Below are 26,247 nucleotides of genomic sequence, written 5' to 3'. Positions count from 1 at the left end.
GCTCTCCATTGGAACCGCCAAGCTGATGCTTCGTCTCGGCCTCAACCCCTACGGACTGACCTATCATCTCGGACTGCAGGGCCGCGGCACGCCACGGCACAATCCGGACGGCGTGGGGCTGGAAGGCTTCATTACGCTGGCGCAGGAACTAGGCGCACGCACGCTCGAGATCTACGAACCCTGGTTGACCGACTTGACTGACGCCGAAATCGTCGCCCTGCGCAGGCGTCTTGCCGCGCTGGACATCGTCCCGGTGGTGAGCGGCGGACTGCTGGTGGCAGGTCCGCTGGACAACGCCTTTCGGGCTGCGCGGCTGCTCGAGGCGACGACGATCCGTATCGCACTGACGCCTGTCCTGTGCGGCGACCGCAATGCGTGGGGACCGAAATGGAGTGAGTTCAACGCCACGATTCGCGCTGCCTTGACGGAATGGGGACCGCGTGCGGCGGCCGAGGGCTGGATGCTCGGCATCGAGAACCATCAGGACTTCGGCAGCGACGAACTGGTTGCGTTCTGCGAACTCGGCGGGCCGGGTGTCGGCATCACCTACGACACCGGCAACACCTTTCCTGTCGGCGAGGCGCCGCTTGCCTTCACGCGCCGGATCGCGCCCCATGTCCGCCATGTTCACCTCAAGGATTATCGCATTCAGTTCACGGATGAGGGCTACCGTCTGGTCCGCTGCGCGATCGGCGACGGCGCCGTGCCATTCGCCGAACTGGCAGCCATCCTTGGCGAGCACCACGACACGCTGACGGCGGTGCTTGAGCCAGGCGCGCTGGAGGCCCGTCACGTTCGCTGGCTCACCGACGACTGGTGGAACGGATATGCGCCGAAGACCGCCCGCGAGTTCGCCGCGTGCCTGAGTGCTGCGCGCGTGAACCGCCTTGCGGACGACGCCGACTACCGCACGCCATGGGAACGGGACGATGACGGCGCGCTCGTTTCGTACGAGCTCGACATGATCCGGCGCAGCGCCGCCAACATGAAGAAGTTCGATTTCATTGCAATGGAGAAATCAGCATGACTGCTCGAGAACTCAGCGGCCTGACTGCCTTCGTCACCGGCTCGGGACGCGGCCTCGGCCGCGTGATGGCCGACCGCTTGGCCGGACTTGGCGCAAACGTCGCGGTCCACGACCTCGATTGGACCCGGCCATCTCAATATGGCGAATTCGCGGATCTCGGCGACTCTGCCCGGGGCTTGGAGAAGCATGGGACGCGGGTGACCGCGGTCACCGGCAATATAGGCGACAAACAAGCTGTCGCCGAGATGAAGAGGAAGATCGAGGCCGATCTCGGCGACGTGCACATTCTGGTCAACTGCGCCGGCGGCGACATCGGCGCCAAGGGCGTAAAGCCCAATCCCAACAACGCACTCGATATCGACTACGAAGACATCAAGGTTCTGACCGAGAACAACCTCATAGGCACGATGCTGGTCTGCCAGGCCTTTGTTCCGCCCATGGTCAAGCGCGGCTCGGGCTCGGTGATCAACATCGCCTCGGCGGCAGCGCATATCGGATGCTCGCCCGAGGTGGTCTACTCGACGCTCAAGGCGGCTGTCGTCCATTATACGCGCTGCCTCGCCAAGGAATTGATCGACGATGGCGTGCGCGTCAATGCGGTGAGCCCTGGCGCCACCAAAACGGCACGCTTCCAGGCGAGCCGCGTGGTCGATCCGCAGCGTATGGACTCAAGCAAGAAATCGCTGAACCGGTATGCGGAGCCTGAAGAGATCGCCGAAGCGGTGGCCTTCCTCGCCGGTCCGCGCGCGCGCTTTATCAACGGGCAGGTAATCCGCGTCGATGGCGGTTTCACGATCTTTCCAGGTTAGGCCGCGACAGCCCACATCGGCTGCCCAGCTAAGCCTTGCCATCGAGCGCGGCACATAGCGTCACCGGGGTCGACCAGACCCACCCGCGCTTACGTTCGAAGCTTCGGTCCGTCGCGCGTCCGCACGAGCAGGATCGCCGCTATTTGACGCCCACGCTTTCAGGCCAGAGGACCTGGATTCCTTTGGCAGCGCATCCCGCACCTTTGCCGACTGGCCAAGGTCGATATGCCGTGCAAGCACACGCAGCACCGAGCGTGCCGCATCCTCGGGATCGACAGCACGGGTCGATTTCAATTCATCGGCGATGTGTTGCAGGAACTCCTCGAGCGAGCGTGTCTTGTCGGGCATGTCGGCGGGCCGATAGCGATCATAGTAGGCGCCCCGCACGAGCAGCGGCAGTTCCGCTCCCAATTTGGCTGCCAGTCCGACCTGCAGCCTGTGCCGAAGGGTTCGCAGAACGGCGCCCAACGTATGCCAGGCGACGTGTCGATCCGGACCAAGATCCACCATGATCTCGTCTAGCCAGATGTTTGTTATTTGCAGCGTTTTGTCAAAAACGTCCAAGCCGGTCGCGCTCATCGTCGCCTCCTCGAAAGGTTCTGCGGGCGAAACGGCGACCGGAGATAATTGTTTCGCGGTCCTGTGAAAATCGCCTGGCAAAGCGGCGGAAAGCGGTTCGGTCGGAGAGCCTGTCGGGGGTTGGTCTGCTCGACACTCTGCATCTGCCGGATTTCGGCGATCTGTCGGAACTGGCCGTTTTCCACCACGTTGAGTGCAGTCACCGCGGCCAGATTGTCGCCTTTCATTCCACCGTACGGTCTCGCGATAGGCGATTCCCTTGAAACGGATATCGCGCACTGCCGCTAGAACGTTGCACCGGCTCGGATGTCCCTTGGATACAGTGCTGGCGTCTTTGATCGCGGCAAGAAGAAGACAGGCCGAATTCGTGGGCGTTCACGGCATAATTGCCGATCGGTCCGAAGCGCGCTGCATAGCGCGCGGCAAACTCGGCCGAACCGCCACCCTGCCCGGTTCGGGCGTGGCGGAAAGCACGAGAACGCCTTGGCCAACACTGAGCTTGCGCTTATCGGTTCCGAACGCCGTCAGCAATGAGACCAGTCCTCACGTTGCCCGAACCCGGCTTTTGCCGGATATCTCTTGACCGATTGAGCGGCCCGCGCCGACAATGGCATTGGGAAGATGGCGGGATGTCGCCCACGGTGTTCGGCACCACTTGGCGAAAGCTGCGAAAGGGTTGTCATGGATTGGAAGCTGGAACTGGTCCCGGTCCCCGTATCGGACGTCGACAATGCCATCGCCTTTTATGTTGGGAAGGTCGGCTTTCACCTCGATCATGATCACACGGTAAGCGACGAGATACGTTTCGTGCAATTGACGCCGCCCGGTTCGGCCTGTTCGATTGCCATGGGCAAAGGCATCGTCGACAGCACCCCGGGATCCATACGGGGTCTGCAGCTGGTTGTGCCCGACATCGATGAGGCACACCGGCACCTGGCCGCCCAAGGCATTGAGGTCAGCGATATCAAGGATTTTCCCTGGGGCAGATTTGTCTTCTTTGAGGATCCTGACGGCAACACATGGTCTGTCCAGCAAATTCCACCTCGCAGCTGAGGCGGCGCGCTGCGGCAGAACGATGCTCGACCCAGACAGCGATGACCAAAAGAAAAGGCCGGACTGTTGAGCCCGGCCAAGCGTGAAGGTCTGTAACCTCCAGAGGGGAACGCGCCGGACGCAATGGGAGGAGACATCCGACGCAATCCGCATATGGGTCTCTACTGGTGACGTTTCAATGACATGCAGTGGACCAATGTCGCTTCGCCATAGAGCCAGGAAGGTAAAGCATTCGAAGGGACCGGTGGATCGCGCCGCCTGGTGGACACAAAGGTCGCCGAATGCAGGCGGCTCCTTGCATAGGGACTTCAGTCTGTAGGCCTGTCGACCAAGGGCCTGCACAGCCGAACTTTGGTCCGAGGCTGCTATCGCAAAAGCCCGAAACGCGAGAGTTTCAGGAACCGAGTTCAGAAGAGCCCCGTTGCGATGCCGACTGTTACAGGAGGCCGCTATGGATTCGAGCGTTCACCAGGCGCGTTGGCTGCTTTTTCCGTTATTTGGCCTGTGTTTCGGGATCGCAGCCATTGGATTTATTGTTGGCTGACGGTGAGAACTCGGCGCCCCCCGCCGAGAGACGCAACGAAGCGAAGGCAAAAGACTTGCGCAGTAAATAGTCCCTTCCTGCGCCAGCGAGACCCACCAGTTACCCTCGTGGGACTGGTGGGTCTTGACCTTACCGATACAAACCATTGTTTTAAGCATCGCACGAATTCGAACAGGAGGCAGCACGAAAGGTCCGTATGATTAAGGGGATTTCCGCCATGCGACTGGCAAGTTCATTGATGACGACCCGGAGACGAAGGACCGGATCTTCGCGAGGACGTCATGTCGGCATTTCTGTAGTCGTTTTGACCTTCGTTCTCGTCGTGAGCCCCTATCGCGTCGTGTTCGACGGACTATCGCAGCCGCTCGGCCGGCTGGCTGCCTGGGCCAAAGACGGCGGGAACGGCAACGGCAATGGCGGGAACGGAAATGGGAATGGGGGCGGCAATTCCGGCAATCCGGGTGGAAACTCCGGCAATTCAAACTCGAATGCCGGAGCCGGCAAGGGCAAAGCAAAGTCGCAGGACGACAATCTCCCTGATCCCGCCGCCGCGGTAACCCCGGGCAGCAGGCCAAAACTCTTTATCAATGCAACCACGGGAGACCGGATCGAGGTGAGTGGGCCGAGCATTGGCGTGGTGCATTCGAACGGCCTCAGCGAGCGCGTTGATAGCGGCCAATATGAAATGCGCGATGCCAAGGGCCGTACCATCATTCGGCGCCTGGCGACGCGTTCCGATCGGGACAGGTTGCTTGAAATGATCAACTGACGGCCAGATCACACAGCCGCCCCGTGAGGCTGTTTCGGCTCAAGCATGATCGCGAACAGGCGAATGCCGGCGCTCAGTCGCATCGCGTAAAGTCATTGCGGCTTCGGTCCTGTTGCTGACGTTGAGCTTGGCCAGGATTCGCGTCATGTGGTGCTTTATCGTTTTCTCATGCAGGTTCAGCCGAAGCCCAATCCGTTTGTTGCTCAGGCCCGCGGCAACCAGCGTCAGGATCTCCCTTTCGCGGCTGGTGAGTTCGGCAAGTCCGTCAACTTTCGCTGGCTCTTTTGATTGAGCCGACAGATCGGCCAGCAGGCGCGCCGACAATTGTGGACAAACATATCGTTCGCCCGAGGCTACCGTGCGCAGGATCGCAGCCAACGTCCTCGACCCGACCCCTTTCAGAACATAGCCTCTCGCCCCGCTCTGCAACGCGGCCATCACATGCTGGTTTTCTTCCGAAACGGTCAGCATCACAATTTTCAGTGCCGAATGCCGTTCCAGGGCCGGTTCGATCACGCCAAGACCACCCCCAGGCACCGAGATGTCCATCAGCAGAATGTCGGGCCGCCGGTCTTCAACTATCCGCAAGGCATCATCCCTGCTGCTTCCTTCGCCGACGATCTCGAACCCGCCGATCTGATCGAGCGTGCGCACAACGCCTTCCCTGAACAGCGGGTGGTCGTCGACGATGGCGAGCTTGATGGATGTCGTCATGTCTGCCCCATTTCAACGATGTTGAGAGCCATTTTCACGATCGTGCCACTTTGTGAGGACGTCACGGTAAACTGGCCCCCTAGGCTTTCCACCCGCTCGCGCAGCCCAACGAGCCCCAGCCCCTCGGGACGCACGATTTGTGGATCAAAGCCGGGGCCGGCGTCGGACACTTCGATACAAACGCGTTCGCCGTCGAAATGTTTCTCGACCGACTGACCTTCACCTCCGGCATGACGGAATCCATTGTTCAGCGTCTCCTGGACGAAGCGGAAGATGCAGATCCTGGCCGCCGGCGACAACGGGGTATGGCCGCCGGTCATCGATAGTCTCACTTTGACGCCGGTTCGTTCTTCGTGCGCCCGTACGGCAAGCTGGAGAATCTCACCCAGTTCGGCATGCTCGATATGCGGCAGGACAAGGCCCTTGCTGATGCTCCTGATCTCGCGCATGGCATCGTCCAAATGTGCTTTGATGGCCCGCAATTCCTGCGCACGCTTCGATTGCGACGTAGCAGGATCGGCAATGACCGGGCTATCGATCCCTAGCGCCGCGAGAGCAACCAGTTGCGCGGGGCCATCGTGCAAGTCCGCGCCGATGCGCCTGAGATAGCGTTCGTTGAGTGCGGTGGCACGCTGCGAAGCGCGCTGCACCCGCAGCCTCAAAAGTCTGTTTTGAGCGAGCAGATCGGAAAGCTCGGCAATGCGCTGCTTCAACGAGCGGCTCTGTGAGCTGATCGTGCGGCTGCCACGGAACACGATTGCCGACAGCACAAGAAAGAAGGCCGCTGTGACGGCGGCAACGTCCAGCCAGGTTCGAATGAGTGCCTGATGCAGGTTTTTTTCAAAATCAGTGGCGACCTCGTAGAATTCCGAAACGGCCACCACTTCCCCCGACCATGGCTGCAGCACCGGATTGTAAATCTCGAGGAGATGCAAGCCGCTGGCTCTTTCGGCCTCACTGTCTGGATCGTCGAGCCTGTCGAACTCCGAAACCATTTGGCCGGCGAATGCCGCCCGGAGATTGTCGCTGGGTTCAAAGCGCTTGCCGATCAATGTCTTGTCGGTCGAATACAGGATGGTTCCGTCGCGACGCCAGAGCTTGAAGGATTCGAGCCTTGTGCCGAGTGCCCCTTGTCCCAGCGTTTCATCGAGCGCATGGGCTACGCTCTCGTCGAGGACTTCGCTCTTGCGCATATCCGGAAGCAGCGGCGCAATAACGCTGTCCACGTAAAGAGCCGTAGCGGAAGCCGAATTCTGCGTGACCACGGTTTCTATATGGTTCGTGACTGAAATCCCCACCACCACCATGGCCGACAGGGAGAATAGACCACCCGCGAGCAGGAACTGCGTGGCCAGCGACAGCGCGTTCCAGCTGTCGACGAGGCTTGTCAGCCTGTGTGGCCTGGTATTCCGCATGGCCCGCTCGGCAGCACGCCGCGCCAGTGGCGCGATTCTGGAGAGCCGGCTAATCCGCTGTCGAACGTCGCTAAAAGACGCCATCCTAGGTGTGTAACCGATCAATCGCGATGGAACTAGGGCCTGATGAGAGGGCGAACAGCGCATCCGACGCTTTTTTGCGCAAATCGTCTCATTGCGTCGTTCGGTAAAGCTCGGACGCAGCCTGCTTCAGCGCCGCCCGCCCGTCCGGCCTCAGATACATCATGTGCCCGCCTTCCAGCACCTCGCTGCGAATGGGCTTTGCGCCGGCAAGCGAAGGAATTTGACCAAGCAGGTAGCGCGAGCCCATGTACGGCGTCACCAGGTCGCTATAGCCGTTGACGATCAGCACGCCGAGGCTGGGGTTCAGCGTGCGCGCCTGCTGAAGGTCGTCCATGACACCCGCATAGCCCTGACGCGTCGGGCTCGTTCCATAATCCCAATTGCCGCTGACTTCGCGGTTGAGAAGCCGATAGCTGATATCCGTACGGAAGTTCAATTCATCACGCACATAGCCGACGAAAGCGGAGGTAAGCGCCGGCACGCTTCGGTCGAGCACCGGATCGGGACCCTCGACTCCCAGGCTCTCTGGCGCCACGTCCGCCGTTGCGATGTTGCCGTCATAGGCGCTGAGAACATTGCCCTTTGCCCGTGCAAACTCCTTGGCGAACAGCCCTATGGGAATGCGTGCAAAGTGCCGCTGGACGAGATCGAGCGGCAGACCGGTGATTGCGGCGACACGCTGGCTCGCCAGGCCTCCACCCTGCTCCAGCCCACCTGCCAGCGCGGCCAGATATTCGCCGAGCGCATAGCGTTCGACTTCCGCCAGCCGTGCCTGCAGAGCCGGGCCAGAAACGCCTTCGCTGTGCAGGCGCACTGCCGCCAGCGACGGCAGTTCGAGCGCCCAGTGGAGCGGCTGGAACTCGTCCGGACGCACCAGTGTGAATTCGAGGGCCGGCGAAATCAGCACGACGCCGCTCGGGCTGATGCCGATGTCTTCCTGAAGCTTCCTGGCGAGCAATGCTGCTCGAAAGCCGCCATAGCTTTCGCCAGCCAGGAAGACAGGCGATGCCGTACGGTTGGTCTGCGCCAGATAGAGCCGGATAAACGCGCCTATCGACGCAGCGTCCTGGCTGACGCCCCAGAAGCTGTGTGCTTCCGTGCCGGGCGCTTCACGGCTGTAACCGGTTCCGACAGGGTCCACAAAGACCAGGTCGGTCATGTCGAGCCAAGTGTCGGGGTTGTCGAACAGCCTCTGCGGCGGCGGCAGGAAACTTCCATCGGCCGCTGTCGCCAGAACCCGCGGACCGAGCGCGCCCAAATGAAGATAGGCGGAAGCTGCTCCCGGACCGCCATTGAAAACGAAGGTGATCGGGCGACGCGGATCCGGTCCCGTTTCTTTCCCGGCGTGCAGAGCATAGGCGACATAGAAGATCTCGGCGGTGATATCGCCTTTGCCGGACGGTAATGACAGCGTGCCGGCCCTGGCCTCGTAATCGAGCGTGCGTCCGGCAATGACGATCGAATGATCGGAAGTCTGCGGCGGTGGCAGGAGCGAGAGAACCCCGCCGGTGGGCGGCGGCCGCTGGGCCGTCTCCGCGTGACCGACCCCAGTTCCGGCAACCAACAGCAGAAGAGCGAGGGCGATTTCTTGCAGCTTGATAGGCATGACGTCTCCGGAGCAATCGGCAGAAACTAGCACACCGTCGGCCGAACCAAAGTCACAGCACCGTGCGCCAGTACGTCTGACAAGAAGGGGTCGGTTTGGGAAATCCGATGCCCAGGCGGAAGATAGGGCGCGAGGGTCACGGCGGCAGCCTCAACCTCTTGCAGCGGATGCGCGCGGCGGAATGACCTACCAAACGACTTCGTGAATTTTCTGCCGGTTGACTCGATTGGCCCACTTCCTAGGTTGGCATTCGGGGCTCCCGTGCAATCCGAAGTCGGTATGACATCATTCCACACCCGAAAGCTTTCCCTTCTCCTTCTATCGGCAGGCGCCGCCATCCTGTCTTCCTGCGTCATGCCCGACGACACCTCGAGCACCGCGAGGGAAGACGCCACGGCGGCGGCAGCCCGCAAGGAGATGGTCGGCCTTAGCGAGGCGGACGTTCGAATGTGCGCCGGCTTTCCGACCGCCACTGCCGATGTCGGCAAATCCGGCCAGATCTGGACCTATCAGCGGGTCGTTCAACGCGGCAATCTCAACATTGTGGTTCCGACCGTGGCGATTGGCCCGGTCCCTGCGCTCGGAGGTTCCGTCAACGTCGCCCCCGGCGGCTATTGCAACACGCAAATTCGAATGGTTGACGGTCGTGTTGCCGAGGTTGCATACGCCGGCGACAACAACCTGCCGAACAACCGCGATGCGCTCTGTGTCAGCACGGTGGACGCCTGTGTCGCCTATGCCCGTCAGTATCATCCAAGCAGGGCAAGGGGCCGTACAAGATAGCGGAATGAGTCGCATTGCCGCCGACCTAAAATGTCTGGGGTTTCTGGTTTGCCGGCTGATGACTATCCCTGATCTCGATCGAGCATCACCGATTTGAACGGATGTTTCCCGCTCTCAACCGCCGACCCGACTCCATCGCGAATAGTGGAGAAATAGCGGTCGGTTCCGACCTGCCCGCCCTTGAGGGCAATTTCCAGCCCGTCGATCGCCTTTACGCGCGAATGCGCCACACAAAGCGGCGAGCCCGGCGATGCCGGCAGCGGCATTCGCACCGTCAGCGCGTCGACGCCCATCTGGCCAAGTGCATGGCTCGACGTGTCGCCGCCGGCGATGACCACGCGCGGCAGCTTCTCTTGAAGCGTCAGTTCGCGGAGAAGCTCGCCAAGGCCGCGGCCGAGCTTATGGCGGGCGCCTTCCCTGAGATCGATTTCAGCACCGCGGTCGGCCGCAGGTCCGAGCGCGGTGTAGAGGATGACGCTCCGCCCGGCCCGTAGGCTGGAGCGGCCGGTTGCGACCGCGCGCGCAATAGCGTCGTTCGAAGCCTCAGAAACCAGTTCGACCGGGTCGAGCTCGATCCCGTCGAAGCCTTCGGCCAGGGCATGCCGGATCTGTCGTTCCGTCGTCGGCGAGCAGCTCCCCGAGACCACGGCGATCCTGTAGGCAGCGCCCGGCGGCGAAAAGGCGGGTTTGGCATCCACGATTCGGTTCGATGCCCATTCGACCAGCAAGGCATATTCGATGCCCGAAGAGCCGACGACGAAATAACCCCCCGGCTTGCGAGCGCGCCAAATCTCCTTGCCGGCAAGCGCTTGGGTTTCCAGGCTGTCGACATCGACAAGCACGATTCCTGTGCCCTCCTCCACAAGCCGGTCGAATGCTTCCGACCGCGACGCAGACTGCAGCGTCGCCAGGTCGATCAGGCCCGATCTGAGGTCTGTCTGGCGCGACAGGTGGATCAGCAGGTCGGATTCGTCCATCGGCGTGATCGGATGGCGGCTCATCACGGGATGGCGGTCGATGCGGAAATATTTTTCGCGATAGGCCGCGAACAGATGGCCGAAGGCGGTGTAGCGCTTCAGCTGCGGCGCGCCGACCACCAGCGGCACGCCGTCTTGCCGGAAAACCGAGCAGCCGATCTCGATCGCCCGGCCGATGCTGCCGATCGCCGGGCTGGAATCGAAGGTCGAGCAGACCTTGTAGTGGCAGATCTCGGCTTTAAGGGTCTTCAGCCAGGCGAAGGCATCTCGCAGATGCGTGTCCATCCACTGCGGCGTCTCGCTGCGGCTGGTGCCGGCCAGCCCGACGGCACGGCAATGCGCAAACTGCGAAAGCAGCGCCTCGTCCGGCTGGCGCATGAACAGCACGGTCGGCACGCCGCCGAGCTCGAGCGCCTCCATCACGTCGGTCGAGCCGGTCAGGTCGTCGCCATAATAACTCAGAAGCAGGTTCTGCATGGCGTCAGGCCGCCTTGCCGTCGCCGAACTTCTCGATCGACCGCGCCAGCTCGACATGGCTCAAGGCATAATCCGACAACGGAATGTCCTGGACCGCCGCCTGCCAGGCCTGCTGCACGGCGCGCACGCCGGCGCCCGGCCCGTCCGGGTGGCTGACGATGCCACCGCCGCACAGATAGAGAAGATCCACCGTCCGGCCGGTTCGCTGGAACGTTTCAGGCGCCTGCCCGCCCCACTGGCCGGAACCGGCGACCGGCAATGCGCAATCGGCCGGCGAAAAGATCGGCGAGGCCACCGCCTTGAAGGATTCGACGAAGGACCAGTCGGGTTCCCAGTATTTCGAGGCGATGCCGTTGATCTGGAACTGGTCGACGCCGAGCAACCGCCAAAACTGCTGCCAGACCTTGAAATCCATGCCGAGGCCGGGATGGCGGGTGAGAATGTCCCAGCCATTGCGGTGGGCATGGAGCACAAGGCTGGAGCGTTTTCGAAGGTAAGCCATGCCGCCGAAACCGATCGAATTGATGTTGACCACGGCGCAATTGCCGCCGGCCTTTGCCACCAGGTCGTGGTTTCGCATCATCTCGTCGGGATCGGCATGTGAGATGCCGAAGGCATACATGACCTTCTTGCCGGTCTTCTGCTCGTGGTCGAGGATCAGCGGCATGATTGCCCTCACCCGCTCCGACAGCGGTGAATAGGCCGGGCTCATCAGCTTCTCGTCGTCCTTGATGAAATCGACGCCGGCGGCAATCAGCTCTTGCACCATTGCGGCCGTCTCGGGCGGGCGGAGCCCCAGCGCCGGCTTGACGATGGTCCCGATGATCGGACGATCCGCGACACCGGTCAGCCTGCGGCTGCCCGTGACGCCGAATTGCGGGCCCGGATGCGCGCCCCGGTACTCCTCGGGTAGCCTCATGTCGACGATCCGGATACCGGACAGGCCCTTGATCGAAAATGTGCCGCCGATGGCGATGGTCATCAACGCCGACAAATCGGTGCCGATGGCGTCTAGCGGAAACGCGATGTCGACGTCGGCGCGCTTGACCGGGCCATTGCGCGCTTCGGGACCGGTTTCGGGAAGAGACGGCCGATCCGCATCGGGCAGATGCCGTATCGCCAGGACTCGCGCCGCGACCCTGGCCTTGAGCTCTTCGGTCTCGCCGGCCAGCGCGACGAAGGTTCCGGTCGACTGGTCGCTTGCGATCTTGGCCGCCAGCGCCTCGATATTGCCGGGCGTTTCGATGCGATAGGTGAGAACAATCATATTCGCGCGGCCTGCCGGGGTGGTTCGAAAAAGGTTCCTTGGCCCTTGAAATCTGGTATAATGAGTACATAAGCTTTGCAAGCCCTATCCGGCTGGGACGAGCCGGCAGCAGGCGTTCCGGAATTCGCGCCGAAAATGTTAGATAGGGGCCGGTCAAAGGAGTGATTCGCGACGATGAACCGTTCGGAGCCGATCGTCCGGCGCAAGCTTTCCGACGAAGTATTCTTGAGACTGAAGCGCCTGATCACCAGCGGCGAATTGCTGCCGGGTGACGACATGCCATCGGAGCGCGAATTGATGGAGCGCTTCGAGGTCGGCAGGCCGGCGATCCGCGAGGCAATGCAGGCGTTGAGCAATATGGGCCTCGTCGCGATCTCGCATGGCGAACGGGCGAAAGTGCTGCAGCTGACCGCCAAGTCGATCATCAAACAGGTCGACGGCGCCGCCAAGATCATCCTGTCGTCGTCGAAGGACACGCTGGAGCACCTCAAGAACGCGCGTATCTTCTTCGAGCGCGGCATGGTCAGGGAGGCCGCGGAGAAGGCAACCGCCGAGGACGTGCAGCGGTTGCGCGCAACGGTTGCAGAGCAGCGCAGCCATCGTGGCGACTCGGAAGCCTTCATATCCGCCGACATGAAATTCCACACCCAGATCTCGGCAATATCCGGCAACCCGATCTATGTCGCCGTCAGCGAGGCAATGCTTGGCTGGCTAAAGGAATACCACACCGAAATGCTGATCTGGACCGGCAAGGAAAAGTTCACGCTGACCGAGCACGAAGAGATCATCGGACGCATCGAAGCCAAGGATGCGGATGGCGCCGAGAAGGCGATGATCAAGCACCTCGAACGCTCGCGTGCGCTTTACGTGATGAACTCCGGCAGCTGAAAATCAAGAGCAAGGTCCGGACCGGCGTAGCGGCCGGCACCTTGCTCTCGGCCTACTGACTGACCACAGATCAGCCTGAGCCCGGACCGACGCAGTTTTCTGTTGCCCTCTGAATCCGATGTATTTGCCGCGTGTTTTCATTCAACGATTTCAGCATTTGCATCTTCGCAGCCATGGATTTCCGCGGCCCCGCCTTCATCAGCAAGCCCGCATAGGCCCTCCTGGAGCCCGCGCGCTTGTTCTGGAATTGGCAATTCTTGCAAAGACTATGCTAGGCTTGCCATCCACGAGAACGACACTGGAGTACCGCAATGGCTGTCAGGAGCCTCCACGTTGTGATCTGGCTGCCGTCGAATTTCTATTCGGCCGTCGTCTCGACGCTCGTGGAAATGTTTCAGCTTGTGAATGATGTCTGCCGTTCGCAGGTTCTCTCCTGTGAGTTCGTTTCAAGGAGCGCGCCGTCGGCATCAAGCACCGGAATTTCCTTCCCGACAAAAGCTCAACCATCCCGGAAAATGGATGTCCTGATTCTCATTGCCATGCCGGGTGTCGAGATTCCGGAGCTTCTGCGCTCGCTCGACGAGGAGAGTGAACATTCAAAACCGCTGATCGCGCTCGCGCAGCAGCAGGACGCAATCATCGCAGCACATTGCGGCGCGTGTTATCTGCTCGCCAATTCGGGATTATTGGACGGTAAACGCGCGACGATATCCTGGTGGCTGAGAGCCGAGGCAAGCCGCCGGTTTCCGCAAGTGCGATGGGACGCTTCCCGGCTCCTCATTCGCCAGGACCGCCTCTACACATGCGGAGGCGGGTTTTCCGGACTCGAACTCGCCAGGGCTTTGCTGATCGATCTGGGCTTCTCGAAGGAAGAGCGGATCATTCGAAAACTTCTGGTTCTCCCGCCGCCGCGCACATTCCAGAGTCCCTACGAATTTTCCCTCGATGGAATTTCGTACGGAGCCAGCCCATTCGAGGACAAGTTGCGTGAGCTCTCGAAAGACAAGATGTCGGAAATCGATCTGAAATTTCTGGCAACCGAATTGGGCATGTCTTCGCGAACCCTGTCTCGCAGGTTTTTCGACGAACTCCAGACAACGCCGGGAAAATGGATCCAGGAAAGGCGGCTGGAGTTGGCAAGGTCCATGCTTGAGGAAACGAAACTGAGCGTTTCAGAAATTTGCTATCGGGTGGGTTATCAGGACGTCGCCTCGTTCAGCCGTCTTTTTTCCAAGACAACTGGAATGGCACCGGGCGAGTTTCGAAAGCAAATCCGGTGACAACTCGGCAGCGGAGTGCTGCGGCTACACGCAACCGCTACGCAAGTGCGGCTACCCATGAGCCTCGGCAAATGACTTCAGCCGATCCGGACGATTGCGTAGGGTGTCATCACAAGATGGTCTCGGCCCGACGTATCGCGCGGAATCTGGCGTGACAGTCGTCCATTCCAAATCTTGAGAGGGCCCTGATCGGAGCCGAGCCCGGAAACGTCGACCGGAACATCGACCGGGGTAAGGTTCGCCAGCCAGATGATGATCTTGCCTGTCTGGGAGCGGCCGGCAAGTGCCAGCACCCGCCTCTCATCGGTCGTTGTCGCCGCCACATGCGCATGGCCGGCCAGATTGCAAAGTCCTTTCACCGCGTGGAAAATCGGCCGGGGTGTACCGTCTTCGACAGGTTCGCCCGACGAGGCCAGCACGCCGAATGGTCCGGTGAAGCTGCAGAGCGTCAGTATTTCGAGGCCAGCCGGCGCAACACGTGCGGCATAGCCGATCGTCCATGCGGCTCCGAACAGCCCGGTATGGCGAGGGTCGCGGTCGGCCATGGCAATGCGCTGACTGTCGGGATTGGCCTTGGTCGCACCGCCATAGGGGTTCTGGCGCATGGCAATGGTCGACGGCCCGATCCGATAGGGTTTTGGCCCGAAGATCGCCCTCACCGAGGCTGTGATGGAAGGCAGCGCCTCCAACGATTGCATGACGCTGAGATCGTCGGCGGCGTGCACGATCGGGCAGGTGCAATGCGTGACGAAATCGAGCGGATCGGCCGGCACGCGCTTGCGATTGAGTTCGGTGAAATAGCTGAACATGCCGCCGCCGAGGCGGCTGTCGGGAAAGGCGCGCCGCGTCGCGGCATAGACGTCCTCGAGCAGCGGGCAGTGCGGCCACGCGCTGCCCGGTGGCGTCGACTGCCGGTCGACCGAGGGCGAAACGGCAATGGCCGAAAGCTTGAGCCCGGCCTGCCGCACCCTGTCGGCGACGCCTGAAAGCTCGGCGTCGAGATCGCCGTCGCCGGCAATGACACATTCGAGCGTTGTCCGGACCGGATAGGCGGCGGCGAGCCGGGCGTAGGATCGCAAGGCATCGAGCTCGTGGCCGCGCGTCGGGTCATAGTGGAACATCAATTGCTGCGGGCCAAGCTCGGACAGCATCGGCAGCTTGCCCAGCGCCGCCTCGACCTCATCCGGATAGATGATCACGGCGATATCCGGCAGCGCCGGTCCGGCTTGGCCGAGCGTGACACGAATCGGTTCGGCGCTTGCCGCGGCAGCCGGCACTTTCCCGCCACCCTCCATCCGCAAGCTGATGGTCTGGCGGAAGGTCTCGCCGGCAGGCAGCATGTATGACCATGGCAGCGCGAGCGGCCGGACATAGGTCTTGTAGGAGGCATCCGACCAGTTGCGCTGGTCCTCCATCTCGAAAATGTCGCCTTCCATCCGGCATTCAGCGGTGACGCCCGGCCGGACCTCATGGGTGATCGCCCGCAGATCCTTGAAAGGCTGCCAGGGATCGATCAGCTCTGGAAGCCTGGTCGCGACCACGCTGCCATCGGTATGCTCGACCGTGACCGGGCTGCCGGCCAAGCCGGCAATCGGATGCAGGATGCAGAAGCCGCAGCGATTGGTTTCGAAATCGCTGTCGGGAAGAGCGCTCACGTCGAAGACCAATTTACCATCGGCGGAGCCCTTGATGGTGGCGCGGAAGTCGAGCCGGCTGCCGTCCGGTGCCCGGCAATTTGCCGAATAGCTGACGGAAAAAGCCTCGGCATTTTGTTCGATGGCAAGATCGGCCAGTCTCGGCTCGTAGGTGCCCCAGTCGCGATCCCTGACGATGTAGGCGATAGCGCGCAGAACTTCGGTGCCGCCATGCCGAATGGTGCGCAGATTGCCGTTGACGAAGTCCGCCGTCAGCGCGCCGGCTTGCAGCCTGACCGGTTCGGCTTCAACGGCACCTGTGCCGTAGAGGAGGAAGGCGTTGGCTGTCATTTCAGCAAGGCGTCGAGTTGCACCGGCTCCCGGCTTGCGGCGCCGGCGTACGCTGCCTCGACCAGCGCTAATGTTTTAAGGTTGTCCGCGCCGGAGGTCGCGGGCTCGGTTCCGTTGGTCAGGCAATCGACCCAATGTTTTTGAATGGCGACGACGCTTTCCTGGATGTTGTGCCACGGCCGCGATGCCCAGGCCAGCAGCGGCGGCGAGACGTCGCTACCGACCGTCCCGCTCCTGCCGGTGACGGTGAGGCGGTAGCCCTGCGCCAGCCGGATCGTGCCATCCTTGCCGTCGATCTCGATCAGCGTCTCGGGGAACGGCTCTGTCGCGAGCTTGCTGGCGTAGCTGCAGTCGACCACGGAAGTGGCGCCGCCCGTGTGGTCCATCAGCATCGTCGCAACGTCCTCGCCGGTTATGCCGGGATTGACGCGCGCCGTTCGCGCGGTGACCGTCGAGACGTCGCCCAGCAGAAAGCGGGCGATGTCGAGGATATGAATGCCTAGATCCTCAATAATGAAGCGCCTTCCGGTCGCCAGATAGGGCTGGCCGGAAAACACGTCATAAGCCGATCGGAACGAGATCCGTCCGAAGAAGGGGGTGCCGATTTCGCCGCTGTCGAGCACCGCACGCACCGCCTGGATCGGCGACTGCCAGCGAAAATTCTCATGCACCATCAACGGCACGCCGGCGTCGGCGCAGGCTTTCACCATGGCCTTGGCGTCGGCAAGCGACGGCGCGAACGGCTTTTGGCAGATTACCGGAACGCCATACTGCGCCGCCATCTCCACCAGCGTTCTGTGGCTTGGTACGGTGGTAGCGATGTCGACGAAATCCAACCTTTCGCCGGCAAACAGCGCAGCAGCGTCGGTATAGCGCCGCGCGATGCCGAACTGGTCGCCGACCACCCTTAACCGGTCCGGATCGCGGTCGCAGATGGCGGCAATCGAAGCGCTCTCTATGTCGCGCCAGGCATGCATCTGGTTGACGGCAAAGAAGCCGCAGCCGATCAGCGCGCCACGCAGCTCCGCCATGTCAGCCGGCCTTTGCCATCTGCATCAGCGTGACACGGCTCTGCAGCCGGCGCTGGGCTTGGTCGACGACAACGGCTACGATGATGACGAGGCCCTTGATTACCATTTGCCAGAACGAGCTCACCCCCATCATCACCAGCCCGTCCGAAAGGATGCCGATTACGAAGGCGCCGACAATGGTGCCGCCGATGGCGCCGCGTCCGCCCGACATCGAGGTGCCACCGAGCACTGCCGCGGCAATGGCGTTGAGTTCGAAGCTCTCTCCGGTCGCCGGATGCGAGGCCATCAGTTCGGACGAGATGATCAGCCCGACGATCGCCGCGCAGAACCCGGAAAACATGTAGACGAACATCTTCACCATGTTGACGCGGACGCCCGAAATCCGCGCCGCCCGCTCATTGCCGCCAACGGCGAAGATATGGCGGCCGAGCGGAGTGTATCTGGCGAGATAGGCCGCCCCCAGTGCGACGACGACCAATATCCATATCGAAACCGGCAAGCCAAGCAGCCGGCCGGCGCCGAGGAAGCCGAACCCCGTGGTGCCGAGCTCCGGCTTGCCGACGAGATTGGGGAAGGTGCGCCCGTCGGACGACAGCAGTGCCAGGCCGCGTGCGACATAGAGCACGCCGAGCGTGGCTATGAATGGCGCAACGTTAAGCCTGGTGATCAGCAAGCCGTTGACGGCGCCGATCAATATGCCGACGGCAAGCGTGATCAGCGCGATCTCGAAGACGTTGAAATAGATGGTGTAGCCGACCTGCAGGTCGACGCCGTTCAGCACGAGATAGCCGGCCACCATGCCGCACAGGCCGACGATCGAGCCGACCGACAGGTCGATGCCGCCGGTGATGATGACGAAGGTCATGCCCATTGCGAGGAATGCGTTCAACGCCACGTGCTTCGACATCAGGATAAGATTGGCGGCCGATAGGAAATTAGGGGCAGCTATCGAGAAGAATAACAGCACGGCGATCAGCGCGATGAACGTCCTCGCCTTCATCAGCGTCAGCAGGACCGAGCCGCTCGAAATGGAGTTGACCACCGCCTTGGCTGGAATGTCAGTCATGCGCCTTGCTCTCCGTGCGGGACCGGGCCGTGGCCGAGGGCCGAGGCAGCGACGAGCGCGGCCTCAGTCGCCTCCGCGCGATCGAAGATACCGGTCAATTTTCCATTGCTCATCACCGCGATACGGTCGGACAACGCCATCACTTCGTCGAGATCGGAGGTGGCAAACAGGATCCCCAGACCGTCGCGCGACAGCTTGCGCATGGTGCGGAAAACGTCGGCCTTGGCGCCGACGTCGATGCCGCGACTCGGCTCGTCCATCAGCAGCACCTTCGGTCCGGTGAGCAGCGCCTTGCCGATCACCACCTTCTGCTGGTTGCCGCCCGACAGCGACGAGACTTCCTGCGTCGGATCGGCGACCTTGATGGCCAGTTCGCGTATCGTCTGGGTCACCGCCTGTCGTTCGGCGGCACCACGAATGTGGAACAGGCGCACGAACCGCGACAGGCTGGCCAGAGTCAGATTGCTGGCGACGGAGAGGATCGACACCAGCCCTTCGCGTTGGCGGTCTTCGGGGATCAGCGCCAGCCCGCGCCGGATGCGCCGTGTCGTGTCGCGCTCGTGCACCTTTTTGCCGGCAATGAATATCGCGCCGGTCGAATGGCCGTGGCGGCCCATGATGCAATCGAACAGCTCGCTGCGTCCGGCGCCCATCAGGCCGTAGATGCCGAGGATCTCGCCAGCGCGCAGCGACAGCGAGACGTGGTCGACCGCAAGCCCGCCGGTGACGCGCGGTAGGCAAATGTCCTCGGCGCGGAATATCTCGTCGCCCGGCACATGGCCGTCGGCCTTGGCGAAGTCCTTGGCGTCCGAGCCGATCATCTGCCGCACGACCCACTGGGTGTCGACGTCTTTCATCTTCGCCTGGCCGGTGATGCGCCCGTCGCGCAGCACCGTGATGGTGTCGCCGATGCGGATCAATTCCTCGAGCCGATGCGAGATGTAGACGATTGCCACGCCGCCCGCCTTGAGGTCGGCAATCACCTTGAACAGGATCTCGACTTCCGCCGCGCTGAGCGCCGAGGTCGGCTCGTCCATGATCAGGATGCGCGCATCGAGCGAAACCGCCTTGGCGATCTCGACCAGCTGCTGCTGGCCGATGCGCAGATCCTCGACCAGCATGTCCGGCCGGATGCCGGCTTCCAGCCGTTCCAGGAACTCCGCCGCGCGGCGCTCCTGCTCTTTGCGGTCGATCTTGCGGAAGCGGTTGGTGATCTCGCGGGTGGCGAAAATGTTTTCGGCGACGGTCAGGTTGCCGAACAGGTTCAACTCCTGGAACACCATGCCGATTCCGCGATTTACCGCGTCCCCGGATGACGAGAAGGAGACCTCCTCGCCGTCCAGCAGAATGCGCCCGAGCGTCGGCCGCTCGACGCCGGCGATGATCTTCATCAGCGTCGATTTGCCGGCCCCGTTTTCGCCGACCAGCACGTTGACCGCACCCTTGCGCACCTCAAAATTCGCACGTTTGACCGCGACGGTGCCCGAATAGACTTTCGAGACATCCTCCAGCTTCAGGATGACGTCTTGATCGCCGGTCATGGCTTCGGCCCGATCTCTGCCTCCGCCGGCGTCACCAGCGGCAGGTCCTGGCCGCTGCCTGGCGTATAGGCGCCGAGGATCTTGACGCTTCGGCCCTCGAGTGCCTCGCGCGGCAGCTTGGAAAGCACGGTCTTGTCGGCGTAGGCGTTGAAGGCCTTGCCGAACTGGGCGAAGTCGATCTGGTTGGTGAAATCGTTGAATTGAATGAAGTCAAGGCTGTCGCGCAGCGCTGTACCGCGAGTGGCGGGTCCGATCTGCACTCGCGCATCCGCCTTGCCGTCGCCGTCGGCATCGACGTCCATTGTCGACGCGCGTGACTGTGTATTGGCTGCAACGACCTTGCCCTCGAGCCGGACGGCGAAGGTCCACGGCGAGTTCGCCTGCTTTTTCGGATTGCCGTACTTGGCGCCGGCAGCGGCGGGATCGGTCTTCGCCAAAGCATGAACCTCGGCAAACGGGCCGGCCTTCTGCTGCAGATAGGGTATCGCTTTCGTCGCCCAAATGTCCTCGACCATCTTGTCGGGATTGAAGGCCGAGCCAGTGCCGCCGTTTTCCGCTGACGGCGTCGGCAGGATCTTGCAGGCGGTCAGGCTGACTATAGCTGCAAGGAACGACACGACAAGGATTGGCCGGGTCAGCGTGTTGAACATGTCGGCTCGTTCGGCATGGCGGTCAGGAGCACCCAGAAATGGAAGCAAGGGCGAAATGGAAGCAAGGGACGAACCGGAGCTCGTCCCTTGCGCTTGATGTTACGCCGGCTCAGTTGGTGAGCGCGAATGTCTCCAGCTTGGCGGCATTGTCGCCATTGACCAGGACGCAATCCATCAATTGCTTTTCCTCGGCCGGAGACTTCTTGTTCTTGATGAAGTCGTTGGCCTGCTCGACCGCCATCTGTGCCTGCGCGAAGGCCGGCTGCAGGACCGTCGCCTTGATGCCGCCGGAAGTTATCGAGTCGCGCACGTCGTTCGACCCGTCGAAGCCGACGACGATGACGTCCTTGCGACCGGCAGCGGCAAGTGCCGCATAGGCGCCCATCGCCATCGTGTCGTTGCCGGAGATCACGCCCTTAATATCGGGATTGGCCTGGAGGATCGATTCCATCTTTGAATAGGCCTCGGTCTGGCTCCAGTTGGCCGATTGCTGCGCCACCATCTTCAGGTCCGGATAGTCGTCGATGACGTCGTGGTAACCCTTGGAGCGGATGCCGGCATTGGTGTCGGATTCTTTGCCGACGAGCTCGACGAAATTACCCTTCTCGCCCATCAGCTTGACGAATTCCTGCGCGCCGAGCTGGGCGCCCTGATAATTGTTGGAGACGATCTGCGCGACGGCAACGCCGGTGGCATTGATCTCGCGATCGATCAGGAAGGAAGGAACGCCTGCGTCCTTGGCCTTCTGCACCGCAGCGACTGTGGCGTCGGCGCCGGCATTGTCGAGGATGATCGCCTTGGCGCCGCGGCCGATCGCCGTATCGATCAATTCGGACTGCTTGTTGGCGTCGTCGTCATGGACGAGCACCAACGCCTCGTAGCCGAGTTCCTTGGCCTTGGCCTCCGCGCCGACAGCTTCCGCCTTGAAGAACGGATTGTCATGCGAGGGCGTGATGATGGCGATCAAATCCGCCGCATAGGCGGGTGCGGCGGTGCCAAGCGCCAGCATGCCGGCGAAAGCCGCAAGCGTCATTCTGCGTGTCAGTTTCATGTATTCCTCCCGTTGAAAATCCGCGCCTTGTCCCAAGGCTATATGCATTCGATTTCGCCAGCCGGCCGTAGGTGGCGGGTCGCGTCAGATTCACAAGCCTTTGCCGGCTTCACTTCGACGGATCGCTTCCCACTACCCTCCACTCATCTGGCCCCTGAGCCTGCTGCGAAGCTTGACGGTCCGATCCATCGAACAGCTAAGGCAACTGGTATAATGAGTCAATGACAATTTCAGGTGACATGTTCCGAAAACGCGTCGCTGCCCTCAAGTGATGCGCTGAATGCTCGCGGCAATCTCCTCCGGCTCGAACACCCGTTTCCAGTCGTCGCGCATCAGAACCGGCTTGCCGAACTCTATCGCCTTGTTGCAGGCGTCGGAGAACACGCCTTTGGTCTCGCCGAAGATGACGGCGCCAAGCACGTTCATATGACCAAGCAGGAAGTCGAGCGCCGCCTGCTTGTCGACCCCGCGCGCCACCACCTCATCGACCGCCTCTTTCATGACGACGAGCAGCGAAGCGCATACCGTTTCCGAAAGGCCGGGCTCGAGCAGGGCCATCTGATCGACAGTGACGCGATGGGAGCGCATGACCGGCGCCCAGATGATCTTTGCGATCGCCTCACCCTTGGCGAAATCCTCCTCCGGTCCCTGCATCAAGGCGCTGACCATATGCTGCTTGGCCTTGACGCCGCCGAAATAGTCCTTCTTGGCCGCCATGTCGGTCTCGTCGTTGAAGATCGGCGGATGGCAGGGGTGGGTGACGAAATACGTCAGATCCGGCCGCTTCGGCAAATGCCCGGCGAAAGGTGCCGCGGCGTCGAGCACGACGACCATCGTGCCTGACGCAAGCTTGCTCTCGATACTCGCCGCGACCTTGCCGATGTGCGTGTCCGGCACCGCCAGGATCACCACATCGGCGCCATCAAGCGCCTCATCGGCGCTGACGGCATCGATGCCGAGGCCCGACTTCAGCCGCTCGCGGCCGGCGTCGCTGACCTCGACATGGCGTATCGTATACGAAGATCCGCGAAAATTGGTTGCCAGACGGTAACCCATTTTGCCGCCTGCACCAAACAGCGCAATCGTTGTCATATGTCGTTACTCCTGAATTCCAACGACGGCCCTACCGATCGTCATCTCATTGACTTGTATGCACATTGCCGCCGGCTGGCGGGTAAAAACGCGGGGAGCCGTCGCTCAAATGACGATGCCTGGACGTGTCTCGGGCGCCCGGATGTCCAGCGCAGCTACGCGGAGCATGCTACCTCAGGTACACATTATACCAGCATACCAAATTCGCAAGCGACCGCGGCACTGCTCTGACCATTTGTTTGCCCGTCGTTTACCTCTGTTCAACGGCAAAGAGCGATCATCGCGCTGACCCGCCGATCGGCGGGATGATTCGCAGCCAACAAAGGCCCATGCTCGAAACGTCACTCTACAGCCCGGTCAAGGCCTTCCTCGAAGGCCTGGGATTTATGGTCAAGGGCGAGATCGGCGGCTGCGACCTGCTGGCGCTGAGTGCCGACTCTCCACCGATCGTCGTCATCTGCGAGCTGAAGCTGAAGTTCAATCTCGAGCTCATCCTCCAGGGCGTCGACCGTATGGCGGCGAGCGACGAGGTCTGGCTCGCGGCATGCATGTCGGCCCGTGGCAAGGGCCGCGAGAGCGATGTGAGATACCGCAATCTCTGCCGTCGGCTCGGCTTTGGCCTGCTTGGCGTGCGACCGAACGGCGAGGTTCAGGTGCTGCTCAGCCCGACGGCATTGGCCCCGCGTCGGGATCCCCGGCGCCGCTCGAAACTAATCGACGAACATCGGCGTCGGCAGGGCGATCCTGTCGCCGGCGGCGGCTCACGTGCGCCGATCATGACCGCTTATCGCCAGCAGGCACTGGCATGCGCCGCAGCACTCGCCGACGGCCCAAAACGGCCGCGTGACTTGAAGCCCAACCTGCCGAACGCACCCAAGATTCTGCTGCACAACGTGTATCGCTGGTTCGCGCGCACCGATCGCGGGATCTACGAACTGACCGCTCAGGGCCGTGAAGCCTTGCAGCGCTGGCCACAGCCCGATCGCAGCCACGCCGCTGCCTGAGACAGGCAACGCCGGATTTCGCGCCCTGCTCTCCGCGACAATCACGGCTTTCGGCCAGACAGCACTCAGTACAAGACAGCACCTCAGTCACGGAACCATATTTCGACACGATGGTTTTGTCGTCACCGAATTGATCGTCCGCTGAGCAAACGGAAGGAACGGCCATGCGCCTATCGACGACAATTGCCACACTTTCGGCACTGGCCCTTGCCTCGCCGGTCTATGCGCAATCCGTGGGACCAGAGCTTGCCCCTGTGCCGCCGACGGCGCCGCAAACCTTGCCAGAGCAAGCCACGCCCCAAGGGACCACTCCCGACCAGGCTACACCGGAGGATGCGTTCTCCGCCCAGAATTTCACCGCAGTGACAATCGTGGCGATGGAGGATCTGCCTCCTGACATCAAGGCACAGGCGGAGGCCGTCGTCACCCAGACCAGCGCCGAGGATTTGCGCATCCTGCAAAGTTCGATCGACGCATCGCCGCAGGCGGCATCGGCACTGGCGGCGAATGGGCTTAATTCCACGCAGGTCGTGGCGGCCAATATCGACGGCGACGGCACGCTGACGCTGATCATCCAGACGACGACGTGAGCGGCTGAAAGCGGACAAGCCGGCTCCGGCACGGAACCAAAGCCCGCCTGATCGCGGAGGACTGTCATGGTCGAGGCTGCAGTTCGCAACTTCACCATCAATTTCGGGCCACAACATCCCTCCGCTCACGGCGTCCTGCGGCTGGTGCTCGAACTCGACGGCGAGATCGTGGAACGCGCCGATCCCCATATCGGCCTGCTGCATCGCGGCACCGAAAAGCTCATCGAGTACAAGAACTACCTGCAGGCCTTGCCCTATTTCGACCGGCTCGACTACGTCGCGCCGATGAACCAGGAGCATGCATTCTGTCTCGCCGCCGAGAAGCTCCTCGAAATATCGGTTCCGAAACGCGGACAGCTCATTCGCGTGCTTTTCTGCGAAATAGGCCGGCTGCTATCGCACCTCCTCAACGTCACCACGCAAGCCATGGACATCGGCGCGCTGACGCCGCCGCTCTGGGGTTTCGCCGAGCGCGAGAAGCTGATGGTCTTTTATGAGCGCGCGTCCGGCGCCCGCATGCACGCGAATTATTTCAGGGTCGGCGGCGTGCATCAGGATCTGCCGCCGGAACTCCTCGACGACATCTGGAGGTTCTGCGATCCCTTCCTCAAGGTCTGCGACAATCTCGAAGAGCTGTTGACCGAGAACCGCATCTTCAAGCAGCGCAATGTCGATGTCGGCGTGATCGGCCTCGATGATGCCTGGGCCTGGGGCTTTTCCGGCGTGATGGTGCGCGGATCGGGGGCATCCTGGGATCTGCGCAAGGCGCAGCCATACGAATGCTATTCGGAGATGGATTTCGATATTCCGGTCGGCAAGCATGGCGACTGCTACGACCGCTATCTTGTACGCATGGAGGAAATGCGCCAGTCGGTCCGGATCATGCGGCAATGCCTGGAAAAGTTGCGCTCACCCGAAGGCCAGGGACCGGTCGCGATCCCGAACCACAAGATCACGCCGCCGCCGCGTGCCACGATGAAGCGCTCGATGGAAGCGACGATCCACCATTTCAAACTCTACACCGAAGGCATTCGCGTGCCGAGCGGTGAAGTCTACGCCGCCGTCGAGGCGCCGAAGGGCGAGTTCGGCGTCTACCTCGTTTCGGACGGAGGCAATGTTCCCTACCGATGCAAGATCCGCGCACCTTCGTTCGCCCACCTGCAGGCGATGGATTTCCTGTCCCGAGGCCATATGATCGCCGATGTCGCCGCGATCATCGGCTCGCTCGACATCGTGTTCGGAGAAATCGATCGTTAGCCACGTCAAAGGGTCGCGGGTCCATCCTAGCCAGATCGCACCTGCCTCGACTGCGCTCGGACGCCGGTCGGACGACGGCTCTCACTTGCGGCGGGCCAACTCAAATTCTCGCATCAAAACGGACGCATGGCCGCGACAAGGCGCAGCCAAGCGTCGAGGACTTTCACAATCTGCGCGGCCCGACGTGGCACGTGCCCTTCCAAGTTCGGAAGCGCTCTCCACGGCGCGGAAAGAACGCGTGTTCCGCCGTTCCTCGTACCGCGTCAATGCGCGATCAATCCCTTCAACCAGGCAACAAATCTGTTGCCGCGGACTATCCCGCGCACCCTGGCAGCGGCCCATCGCGCTTGCATCGTAGCACCGACATGGCAATGGCAAACGATTTGGTGCAACTGCCGATCGCTCAGTTCGAAGAAGCGCTTTGCCTCACCGTAGGTATCGTCCTTCAGCCCCATGGCACGCAGAACCGGATCCTCGAAGGCGACGGTGAGCGGCGTTCCAGCACCACGCGATCTGTCGCGCGCTTCCCTGTTCATATATTCGGTGCCTGGAAGCGCCCCAAGGCATCGCGTCGGGTTTTGTTCGAGAAGTTCCGCCCAACGTTCAATCCGTTGGTTTCGAGTCATCGCCGGATACGCCGCGAAGGACTCAACTTCCGCGACGGCTTGCAGTTGGTCGAGTGTTTGATGTTTCATGGTCGGCTCCTGT

Annotated in this window: 23 protein-coding genes and 1 pseudogene; 10 read left to right on the top strand and 14 right to left on the bottom strand. The window is 61.8% G+C overall.

Features of this window, described 5'->3' with window-relative positions:
* Positions 1 to 25: 25 nt before the first annotated feature.
* Both NKJ17_RS22470 and NKJ17_RS22465 read left to right on the top strand, forming a co-directional pair.
* Positions 26 to 1,027 carry a sugar phosphate isomerase/epimerase family protein gene (locus NKJ17_RS22470; protein WP_352506265.1) on the top strand — a complete coding sequence of 334 codons (1,002 nt, stop codon included), beginning with the start codon at positions 26 to 28 and terminating at the stop codon, positions 1,025 to 1,027.
* The gene (locus tag NKJ17_RS22465; RefSeq protein WP_352506266.1) at positions 1,024 to 1,836 is read left to right on the top strand and encodes an SDR family NAD(P)-dependent oxidoreductase; all 813 of its coding nucleotides are present in this window, start codon (positions 1,024 to 1,026) and stop codon (positions 1,834 to 1,836) included. Before NKJ17_RS22470 ends, NKJ17_RS22465 begins: the two co-directional genes overlap by 4 nt.
* 139 nt (positions 1,837 to 1,975) lie before the next feature.
* Here the strand turns inward: NKJ17_RS22465 and NKJ17_RS22460 are convergent.
* Positions 1,976 to 2,415: pseudogene (locus tag NKJ17_RS22460) on the bottom strand (DUF2267 domain-containing protein).
* 681 nt (positions 2,416 to 3,096) lie between these two features.
* Between NKJ17_RS22460 and NKJ17_RS22455 the strand changes: the two are divergent.
* Both NKJ17_RS22455 and NKJ17_RS22450 read left to right on the top strand, forming a co-directional pair.
* On the top strand, positions 3,097 to 3,468 hold the full coding sequence (locus NKJ17_RS22455; protein WP_352506268.1) for a VOC family protein: 372 nt from the start codon (positions 3,097 to 3,099) through the stop codon (positions 3,466 to 3,468).
* A gap of 848 nt (positions 3,469 to 4,316) precedes the next feature.
* On the top strand, positions 4,317 to 4,781 hold the full coding sequence (locus NKJ17_RS22450) for a hypothetical protein (RefSeq protein WP_352689994.1): 465 nt from the start codon (positions 4,317 to 4,319) through the stop codon (positions 4,779 to 4,781).
* Positions 4,782 to 4,820: 39 nt separating this feature from the next.
* On the opposite strand, the gene NKJ17_RS22445 is transcribed toward NKJ17_RS22450, so the two are convergent.
* The 3 genes from NKJ17_RS22445 to NKJ17_RS22435 all read right to left on the bottom strand — a co-directional run bounded on the left by NKJ17_RS22445 (position 4,821) and on the right by NKJ17_RS22435 (position 8,600).
* Positions 4,821 to 5,495 carry a response regulator gene (locus NKJ17_RS22445; RefSeq protein ID WP_352689993.1) on the bottom strand — a complete coding sequence of 225 codons (675 nt, stop codon included), beginning with the start codon at positions 5,493 to 5,495 and terminating at the stop codon, positions 4,821 to 4,823.
* On the bottom strand, positions 5,492 to 6,910 hold the full coding sequence (locus NKJ17_RS22440; RefSeq protein ID WP_352689999.1) for a sensor histidine kinase: 1,419 nt from the start codon (positions 6,908 to 6,910) through the stop codon (positions 5,492 to 5,494). Before NKJ17_RS22440 ends, NKJ17_RS22445 begins: the two co-directional genes overlap by 4 nt.
* Positions 6,911 to 7,082: 172 nt before the next feature.
* Positions 7,083 to 8,600, bottom strand: a complete 1,518-nt coding sequence (locus NKJ17_RS22435; protein WP_352689992.1) for a S10 family peptidase — start codon at positions 8,598 to 8,600, stop codon at positions 7,083 to 7,085.
* A 279-nt stretch (positions 8,601 to 8,879) separates the two neighbouring features.
* Between NKJ17_RS22435 and NKJ17_RS22430 the strand changes: the two genes are divergently transcribed.
* Positions 8,880 to 9,383 carry a hypothetical protein gene (locus tag NKJ17_RS22430; protein WP_352689991.1) on the top strand — a complete coding sequence of 168 codons (504 nt, stop codon included), beginning with the start codon at positions 8,880 to 8,882 and terminating at the stop codon, positions 9,381 to 9,383.
* A gap of 62 nt (positions 9,384 to 9,445) precedes the next feature.
* Here the strand turns inward: NKJ17_RS22430 and NKJ17_RS22425 are convergent, their stop codons facing one another.
* Together NKJ17_RS22425 and oiaX are read right to left on the bottom strand one after the other, a co-directional pair.
* The gene (locus tag NKJ17_RS22425) at positions 9,446 to 10,837 is read right to left on the bottom strand and encodes a four-carbon acid sugar kinase family protein (protein WP_352689990.1); all 1,392 of its coding nucleotides are present in this window, start codon (positions 10,835 to 10,837) and stop codon (positions 9,446 to 9,448) included.
* Between the two features lie 4 nt (positions 10,838 to 10,841).
* Complete coding sequence (oiaX, locus tag NKJ17_RS22420) at positions 10,842 to 12,104, bottom strand: 3-oxo-isoapionate-4-phosphate decarboxylase OiaX (RefSeq protein ID WP_352689989.1); 1,263 nt, start codon at positions 12,102 to 12,104, stop codon at positions 10,842 to 10,844.
* Positions 12,105 to 12,278: 174 nt separating this feature from the next.
* Between oiaX and NKJ17_RS22415 the strand changes: the two genes are divergently transcribed.
* Together NKJ17_RS22415 and NKJ17_RS22410 are read left to right on the top strand one after the other, a co-directional pair.
* Positions 12,279 to 12,992 carry a transcriptional regulator NanR gene (locus NKJ17_RS22415; RefSeq protein WP_023720267.1) on the top strand — a complete coding sequence of 238 codons (714 nt, stop codon included), beginning with the start codon at positions 12,279 to 12,281 and terminating at the stop codon, positions 12,990 to 12,992.
* A gap of 311 nt (positions 12,993 to 13,303) precedes the next feature.
* Entirely contained in the window at positions 13,304 to 14,272 is a 969-nt protein-coding gene (locus tag NKJ17_RS22410; RefSeq protein ID WP_352689988.1) for a GlxA family transcriptional regulator, read from the top strand.
* A gap of 77 nt (positions 14,273 to 14,349) precedes the next feature.
* Here NKJ17_RS22410 and apnL read toward each other — a convergent pair whose 3' ends face one another.
* The 7 genes from apnL to NKJ17_RS22375 form a co-directional block, all read right to left on the bottom strand.
* Positions 14,350 to 16,257, bottom strand: coding sequence for a D-apionate lactonase (gene apnL / locus NKJ17_RS22405; protein WP_352689987.1), 1,908 nt, complete (start codon positions 16,255 to 16,257; stop codon positions 14,350 to 14,352).
* Positions 16,254 to 17,288 carry a Gfo/Idh/MocA family protein gene (locus NKJ17_RS22400; RefSeq protein WP_352506277.1) on the bottom strand — a complete coding sequence of 345 codons (1,035 nt, stop codon included), beginning with the start codon at positions 17,286 to 17,288 and terminating at the stop codon, positions 16,254 to 16,256. The genes apnL and NKJ17_RS22400 overlap by 4 nt, the downstream gene beginning before the upstream one ends.
* Before the next feature lies 1 nt (position 17,289).
* Positions 17,290 to 18,354, bottom strand: a complete 1,065-nt coding sequence (locus NKJ17_RS22395) for an ABC transporter permease (RefSeq protein ID WP_352506278.1) — start codon at positions 18,352 to 18,354, stop codon at positions 17,290 to 17,292.
* The gene (locus NKJ17_RS22390) at positions 18,351 to 19,895 is read right to left on the bottom strand and encodes a sugar ABC transporter ATP-binding protein (RefSeq protein ID WP_352506279.1); all 1,545 of its coding nucleotides are present in this window, start codon (positions 19,893 to 19,895) and stop codon (positions 18,351 to 18,353) included. Before NKJ17_RS22390 ends, NKJ17_RS22395 begins: the two co-directional genes overlap by 4 nt.
* A complete protein-coding gene (locus NKJ17_RS22385; protein WP_352506280.1) occupies positions 19,892 to 20,545 on the bottom strand; it encodes a DUF2291 family protein in 654 nt (217 codons plus the stop codon). The genes NKJ17_RS22390 and NKJ17_RS22385 overlap by 4 nt, the downstream gene beginning before the upstream one ends.
* Before the next feature lie 109 nt (positions 20,546 to 20,654).
* Positions 20,655 to 21,596, bottom strand: coding sequence for a D-ribose ABC transporter substrate-binding protein (locus NKJ17_RS22380; RefSeq protein WP_023675475.1), 942 nt, complete (start codon positions 21,594 to 21,596; stop codon positions 20,655 to 20,657).
* Between the two features lie 264 nt (positions 21,597 to 21,860).
* On the bottom strand, positions 21,861 to 22,688 hold the full coding sequence (locus NKJ17_RS22375; RefSeq protein ID WP_352506281.1) for a phosphogluconate dehydrogenase C-terminal domain-containing protein: 828 nt from the start codon (positions 22,686 to 22,688) through the stop codon (positions 21,861 to 21,863).
* A gap of 329 nt (positions 22,689 to 23,017) precedes the next feature.
* Here NKJ17_RS22375 and NKJ17_RS22370 point away from each other — a divergent pair, with 329 nt between their 5' ends.
* The 3 genes from NKJ17_RS22370 (at position 23,018) to NKJ17_RS22360 (ending at position 25,539) form a co-directional block, all read left to right on the top strand.
* Positions 23,018 to 23,692 (top strand): DUF2161 domain-containing phosphodiesterase, encoded by a 675-nt coding sequence (locus NKJ17_RS22370; protein ID WP_352478434.1) that lies wholly within the window; start codon positions 23,018 to 23,020, stop codon positions 23,690 to 23,692.
* 164 nt (positions 23,693 to 23,856) lie between these two features.
* Complete coding sequence (locus NKJ17_RS22365) at positions 23,857 to 24,282, top strand: hypothetical protein (RefSeq protein ID WP_352506283.1); 426 nt, start codon at positions 23,857 to 23,859, stop codon at positions 24,280 to 24,282.
* Positions 24,283 to 24,348: 66 nt separating this feature from the next.
* Positions 24,349 to 25,539, top strand: coding sequence for an NADH-quinone oxidoreductase subunit D (locus NKJ17_RS22360; RefSeq protein ID WP_352506284.1), 1,191 nt, complete (start codon positions 24,349 to 24,351; stop codon positions 25,537 to 25,539).
* A 263-nt stretch (positions 25,540 to 25,802) separates the two neighbouring features.
* Here NKJ17_RS22360 and NKJ17_RS22355 read toward each other — a convergent pair whose 3' ends face one another.
* Positions 25,803 to 26,234 (bottom strand): hypothetical protein, encoded by a 432-nt coding sequence (locus NKJ17_RS22355; protein ID WP_254817079.1) that lies wholly within the window; start codon positions 26,232 to 26,234, stop codon positions 25,803 to 25,805.
* Between the last annotated feature and the right edge of the window lie 13 nt (positions 26,235 to 26,247).

Source organism: Mesorhizobium sp. M0208 (assembly GCF_040322015.1).
Lineage (GTDB): Bacteria > Pseudomonadota > Alphaproteobacteria > Rhizobiales > Rhizobiaceae > Mesorhizobium.
The sequence above is the reverse complement of the archived record's forward strand: the minus strand, read 5'-3'. Positions and strand labels throughout refer to the sequence as shown.

Bases quoted from the DNA above. Each gene is read 5' to 3' on its own strand.
- NKJ17_RS22470 (WP_352506265.1), top strand. From the start codon at position 26: ATGCTTCGTCTCGGCCTCAACCCCTACGGACTGACCTATCATCTCGGA.
- NKJ17_RS22465 (WP_352506266.1), top strand. From the start codon at position 1,024: ATGACTGCTCGAGAACTCAGCGGCCTGACTGCCTTCGTCACCGGCTCG.
- NKJ17_RS22455 (WP_352506268.1), top strand. From the start codon at position 3,097: ATGGATTGGAAGCTGGAACTGGTCCCGGTCCCCGTATCGGACGTCGAC.
- NKJ17_RS22445 (WP_352689993.1), bottom strand. From the start codon at position 5,495: ATGACGACATCCATCAAGCTCGCCATCGTCGACGACCACCCGCTGTTC.
- NKJ17_RS22440 (WP_352689999.1), bottom strand. From the start codon at position 6,910: ATGCGGAATACCAGGCCACACAGGCTGACAAGCCTCGTCGACAGCTGG.
- NKJ17_RS22435 (WP_352689992.1), bottom strand. From the start codon at position 8,600: ATGCCTATCAAGCTGCAAGAAATCGCCCTCGCTCTTCTGCTGTTGGTT.
- NKJ17_RS22430 (WP_352689991.1), top strand. From the start codon at position 8,880: ATGACATCATTCCACACCCGAAAGCTTTCCCTTCTCCTTCTATCGGCA.
- NKJ17_RS22425 (WP_352689990.1), bottom strand. From the start codon at position 10,837: ATGCAGAACCTGCTTCTGAGTTATTATGGCGACGACCTGACCGGCTCG.
- oiaX (WP_352689989.1), bottom strand. From the start codon at position 12,104: ATGATTGTTCTCACCTATCGCATCGAAACGCCCGGCAATATCGAGGCG.
- NKJ17_RS22415 (WP_023720267.1), top strand. From the start codon at position 12,279: ATGAACCGTTCGGAGCCGATCGTCCGGCGCAAGCTTTCCGACGAAGTA.
- NKJ17_RS22410 (WP_352689988.1), top strand. From the start codon at position 13,304: ATGGCTGTCAGGAGCCTCCACGTTGTGATCTGGCTGCCGTCGAATTTC.
- apnL (WP_352689987.1), bottom strand. From the start codon at position 16,257: ATGACAGCCAACGCCTTCCTCCTCTACGGCACAGGTGCCGTTGAAGCC.
- NKJ17_RS22400 (WP_352506277.1), bottom strand. From the start codon at position 17,288: ATGGCGGAGCTGCGTGGCGCGCTGATCGGCTGCGGCTTCTTTGCCGTC.
- NKJ17_RS22395 (WP_352506278.1), bottom strand. From the start codon at position 18,354: ATGACTGACATTCCAGCCAAGGCGGTGGTCAACTCCATTTCGAGCGGC.
- NKJ17_RS22390 (WP_352506279.1), bottom strand. From the start codon at position 19,895: ATGACCGGCGATCAAGACGTCATCCTGAAGCTGGAGGATGTCTCGAAA.
- NKJ17_RS22385 (WP_352506280.1), bottom strand. From the start codon at position 20,545: ATGTTCAACACGCTGACCCGGCCAATCCTTGTCGTGTCGTTCCTTGCA.
- NKJ17_RS22380 (WP_023675475.1), bottom strand. From the start codon at position 21,596: ATGAAACTGACACGCAGAATGACGCTTGCGGCTTTCGCCGGCATGCTG.
- NKJ17_RS22375 (WP_352506281.1), bottom strand. From the start codon at position 22,688: ATGACAACGATTGCGCTGTTTGGTGCAGGCGGCAAAATGGGTTACCGT.
- NKJ17_RS22370 (WP_352478434.1), top strand. From the start codon at position 23,018: ATGCTCGAAACGTCACTCTACAGCCCGGTCAAGGCCTTCCTCGAAGGC.
- NKJ17_RS22365 (WP_352506283.1), top strand. From the start codon at position 23,857: ATGCGCCTATCGACGACAATTGCCACACTTTCGGCACTGGCCCTTGCC.
- NKJ17_RS22360 (WP_352506284.1), top strand. From the start codon at position 24,349: ATGGTCGAGGCTGCAGTTCGCAACTTCACCATCAATTTCGGGCCACAA.
- NKJ17_RS22355 (WP_254817079.1), bottom strand. From the start codon at position 26,234: ATGAAACATCAAACACTCGACCAACTGCAAGCCGTCGCGGAAGTTGAG.